6 protein-coding genes and 1 tRNA gene are annotated in these 4,356 nt (G+C 65.9%); 4 read left to right on the top strand and 3 right to left on the bottom strand.

Annotated elements, in window-relative coordinates:
- The 3 genes from ACNPM4_RS11910 to ACNPM4_RS11920 form a co-directional block, all read right to left on the bottom strand.
- Positions 1 to 116: large conductance mechanosensitive channel protein MscL (locus ACNPM4_RS11910; RefSeq protein ID WP_448985833.1), on the bottom strand; the 116-nt coding region annotated here is incomplete at its 3' end.
- Between the two features lie 24 nt (positions 117 to 140).
- The gene (locus ACNPM4_RS11915; RefSeq protein ID WP_029262714.1) at positions 141 to 413 is read right to left on the bottom strand and encodes an FmdB family zinc ribbon protein; all 273 of its coding nucleotides are present in this window, start codon (positions 411 to 413) and stop codon (positions 141 to 143) included.
- Positions 414 to 428: 15 nt separating this feature from the next.
- Positions 429 to 1,025 carry a 5-formyltetrahydrofolate cyclo-ligase gene (locus tag ACNPM4_RS11920; RefSeq protein WP_029262713.1) on the bottom strand — a complete coding sequence of 199 codons (597 nt, stop codon included), beginning with the start codon at positions 1,023 to 1,025 and terminating at the stop codon, positions 429 to 431.
- Positions 1,026 to 1,066: 41 nt separating this feature from the next.
- Between ACNPM4_RS11920 and galU the strand changes: the two genes are divergently transcribed.
- From galU to ACNPM4_RS11940, 4 genes are all read left to right on the top strand, one after another.
- Complete coding sequence (galU, locus tag ACNPM4_RS11925; RefSeq protein ID WP_029262712.1) at positions 1,067 to 1,954, top strand: UTP--glucose-1-phosphate uridylyltransferase GalU; 888 nt, start codon at positions 1,067 to 1,069, stop codon at positions 1,952 to 1,954.
- A 43-nt stretch (positions 1,955 to 1,997) separates the two neighbouring features.
- On the top strand, positions 1,998 to 2,609 hold the full coding sequence (locus ACNPM4_RS11930) for a GNAT family N-acetyltransferase (protein WP_448985834.1): 612 nt from the start codon (positions 1,998 to 2,000) through the stop codon (positions 2,607 to 2,609).
- A gap of 91 nt (positions 2,610 to 2,700) precedes the next feature.
- The gene (locus ACNPM4_RS11935; RefSeq protein ID WP_448985832.1) at positions 2,701 to 3,546 is read left to right on the top strand and encodes a hypothetical protein; all 846 of its coding nucleotides are present in this window, start codon (positions 2,701 to 2,703) and stop codon (positions 3,544 to 3,546) included.
- 52 nt (positions 3,547 to 3,598) lie between these two features.
- Positions 3,599 to 3,671, top strand: a tRNA-Ala gene (locus tag ACNPM4_RS11940).
- Positions 3,672 to 4,356: the final 685 nt, after the last annotated feature.

Genomic DNA, 4,356 nt, shown 5'->3' on the forward strand with positions numbered 1-4,356 from the left:
ATGATGCTGTTGACCACCGCGGTCACGATCGCGGTGAACGCCGTGCCGATCACGACGGCCACGGCCAGATCGATCACGTTCCCGCGCAGCAGGAAGTCCTTGAAACCTTTGAGCATGGGAACCCCCGGTAGATCAGGGCCTCACGAAGAGGCCGGAGTCGACGCAGCCGCCGGTTTGGCGCTCGTCGTCGATTCCGTCTTCGATGATGCCGAAGCATCCCCGGAACCGCCGGATTTGGCACGCGAGTCCGTGCGATAGAAACCGGACCCGTTGAAGGTGACGCCGATCGAACCGTACTGCTTCCGCAGCTGGCCGCCGCACTCGGGGCACACCGTCAGGGCGTCATCCGCGAAGCTCTGCACGGCGTCGAACTTGTGTCCGCACGATGTGCAGGCATAGGCGTAGGTGGGCATGGGGGTCCTTGCAGGTCAGCGTCGCCGAGGCGACAGGGTGAGAGTCTGCGACGGCGTCACGATCCCGTTCACGGGCTGATCGTGCACCTCTCGCGGAAGTTCGTCGAGTACCTCGGAATCATAGATGACCGCGTAGACGGGCGGGCACTGCTCCATGGAGCCGATCGTCTTGTCGAAGTAGCCGCGTCCCCAGCCCATCCGCATCCCGGTGCGATCGACGGCGGCGGCAGGGACGATCATCAGGTCCACGTCGTTGACGGCGATCGGACCGAGGACCTCACCGGTGGGCTCCGGCAGGCCGTGGAGTCCTTCGGAAACCTCGTCGTCGTCGGTGGCCACGGCCCAGTCCAGGAGACCGTCGGCGCGGGTGACCGGCAACAGGACGCGGATGCCGCGGCGCACCGCCCTCGTCACGAAGTCACGGGTGCCCGGCTCGGTGGTGGTCGACAGGAAGCACGAGATCGACTGTGCGCCGAGCTCGTCGACCAGGGCGTCGAGGCGCTCGCCGATCGCCGTGGCCGCGGCCTCGCGTTGCGGATCGGAGAGGAGCTGGCGTCTTTCGCGCAGTTCGGCGCGGAGAGCGCGCTTGGCGTGTTCGACGTCATTCGACATGGCTCCGAGTCTACGGCGACGCTCACCGCTAGGCTGGGAGGATGGCTGACCACAAGATCAAAGCCGTCATTCCCGCGGCAGGACTGGGGACTCGATTCCTTCCCGCGACGAAGGCGATGCCGAAAGAGATGCTGCCCGTCGTCGACAAGCCGGCGATCCAGTACGTCGTCGAAGAGGCTGCGGACGCCGGGATCGACGACATCCTCGTCATCATCGGCCGCAACAAGAACGCGATCTCCAACCACTTCGACTCGGTGCCCGAGCTCGAGGTGAGGCTCATGGAGAAGGGCGACACGGGGCGACTCGAGCGAGTGATGAAGTCGAGCGACCTCGCCGACATCCACTTCGTCCGGCAGGGCGAGCCGAAGGGTCTCGGACACGCGGTCCTGCGTGCACGTACCCACGTCGGCGACAGTTCGTTCGCGGTGCTGCTCGGCGACGATCTCATCGACGAGCGCGATCCGCTCCTCACCGACATGATCGCCGAGCACGAGCGCTCCGGTGCCGCGGTGATCGCGCTGATGGAGGTCGACCCGGCCAACATCCATATGTATGGCGCCGCGGCGGTCGAGCCGATCGAGGGCCAAGCTGCCGTTCGGGTCACCGGTCTCGTCGAGAAGCCTGCGCAGGAAGACGCTCCGTCCAACCTCGCCATCATCGGTCGATACGTTCTTCCCGCGTCGGTTTTCGAGATCCTCGAGCGCACCGAGCCGGGCAAGGGCGGCGAGATCCAGCTCACGGATGCGCTGCAGGAACTCGCGACCGATCCCGACGGACCCGGCGTCGTCGGTGTCATCTTCGGAGGACGCCGTTACGATACGGGCGACCGCGTCGACTACATCAAGGCCATCGTTCAGCTCGCCTCGGATCGGGAGGACCTCGGCCCCGAGCTGCGGCCCTGGCTCAAGGAGTTCGCGGAACGCCTCTAGGCGATCCTGCGGAGGTCGGTGCGGCATGGAACTGGCGACGGGAATGCGACACGGACCGATCGAGCTGCGACTCGTGCGGGCGAAGGATGCCCGCCCGCTGCAGCATGAGCTGCTCGCGAACCGATCGTGGCTCCAGCCCTGGGAAGCGACCGTCCCGTACGGCTCCGTCTCGTTCGACATGAGGCTCAGCATCCGTCGTCTGCTTCAGCAGTACCGTGACGGATCGGGCTATCCGTTCGTCATGGAGTACGACGGCGAGGTCGCCGGGCAGCTCAATGTGTGGGGCGTCTCGCGCGGCTCCCTCTGCTCGGCGACCATCGGGTACTGGGTGAGCGAGCGTTTCGCGGGCCGGGGCATCACCCCCACCGCAGTGGCGCTGGCCACCGATGCCTGCTTCACGGAGTACGGGCTGCACCGGATGGAGATCTGCATCCGACCGGAGAACGCTGCGAGCCTTCGAATCGTTCAGAAGCTCGGATTCCGCTACGAGGGTCTGCGCCGCCGCTACATCCATATCGACGGCGACTGGCGTGATCACTACGCGTTCGCGCTGACCCGCGAAGACGTCCCTCAGGGTGTGCTCGCACGCTGGCTCAGCGGTCGGGTGCCGCCTGACGCCGCGACGGTACCGCCGTCCGACCGAATCCCCCTCTGAGCCGGTGCTCGCCGGGCGATCCTGACGGACTCGCCGCGACACGCGCCCTTCTGTACGGCTCTGTCACCGCTGAACCCGTACCGTTGTCGATATGGACGGGCCGGTGCTGAGCGGGGGAGTGATCGTGCTCGTCGCCGTGCTCCTCTGGATGCTCTACCTGCTCCCTTCGTGGAGAGGCCGCTTCCAATACAACGCCGCGGAACGCAACGCCGTTCGACTGAACCAGGCGCTCCGCATCCTCGCCGAGACGAGTGAGACTCCGGCCGAGGTGCACGTCGAGCTGAACGCCCGTACGGCGCTGGCACAGCAGAAGCTCGCCAAGCGGGTGCAGTCGGAACGCGAGGCCGCCGAGCTCGAGTCTCTTCGCGAGGAACTCGCAGCGACCAGGGCCGACCCGGTGATCCGTCGCGCTCGCGCCCGCCGCCGGGTGCGCATGGTCGCGACGATCTCTCTCCTGCTCGGTCTCGCCGTGGTCGCATTCGGCATCTGGCAGCTCGTGGCCGTCGGGTCCTCGGTGCTGCTGTGGCTCGGCGGGTCGATGATCCTGCCCGCCGGCATCGCGCTCCAGAGGATGGCGGCGGTCGCGAACCGCGCGGCGCGCGCCACGCATGAGGTGGCGCCACCCGTCAAGGAACGTGTCGCACCCGTGCTGCACGACCAGGGGCCGGCGACGTGGACACCGCGTCCGCTCCCAGAGCCGCTGGTGTCCGTGTCGGGATCGCGTGCGCAGGCTGCGCAGGCCCAGATCGAGGCGCAGGAGCAACGCCGCAAGGCAGCCAGAGTCGCCGCGCTGCGTGAGCGCGCCGAGCAGATGGCGCCGGCACCACCGGTGCAGCTTCCTGCCGCGTCGTCGCCCTACGCGAAGATGGGCTTCGTCGACGATGCGGAGATCGAGGCGCACGTGCGGGAGTTGCTCTCGCGCCGAGCCGCGGGGTGATCGTGGCAGACGCGAGCAACGCTTTCGTCGTGATAGCGTAGATCTCGTTCACGGGCCTATGGCGCAGTTGGTAGCGCGCCTCGTTCGCATCGAGGAGGTCAGGGGTTCGAATCCCCTTAGGTCCACAGAACACGAAAGCCCCCGGTGAGAACCGGGGGCTTTCTTCTTTCCTCCGGCGCTCTTTGCCTTCCCCGCCCTCTTCGCTTCGTGTGCTTGCTCGAGTCGACGGTCGGACCGCGACGGGGGAGAGTGCGCGGCAACGCCGGTCCCTCTCTCTGTCGGATGCACCCGCGCCGTGACGTCGCGCCCGTACGGCGATCGAGGGTGTGCTCTCGCCGTCCATCGAGGACGGATCCGTGACGCGGGTTCTCGGGCGACACGCCCGGCGGTCAGCCCTGATTTGCCCGATCCCCGGTATCCGCGTAACTTATTACTTGTTCGCCCCAAACGGTTGAGCGGAGGTCCTCGGACCGGCTCCCGTCAAGCATCGAACACCTCCCGAATCTGAAACACTCACTGAGTGAAGAGGATGAAGGTGCTGGTCCGTTCCCACGGTCAGGCCGAAGAAAATCGGACTTGACAACGGAAACGAGATCGGTAAGATAGAGAAGTTGCCCTGCGGGCCTGGCTGTGATGGCTGGGTCGTGGGAGCATCCGATCCTTGAGAACTCAACAGCGTGCACTTGTCAAATGCCAAATTATCCTCGTCTCCACTTCGGTGGGGGTGAGAATTCCTTTGGATCAAAGACCAACCTCCTTGTGGGGTTGGCAACGGATAAAGTCAGCAATGAATTTGTCTCTTTGGTCAGC

The organism is Microbacterium umsixpiens (assembly GCF_053543675.1).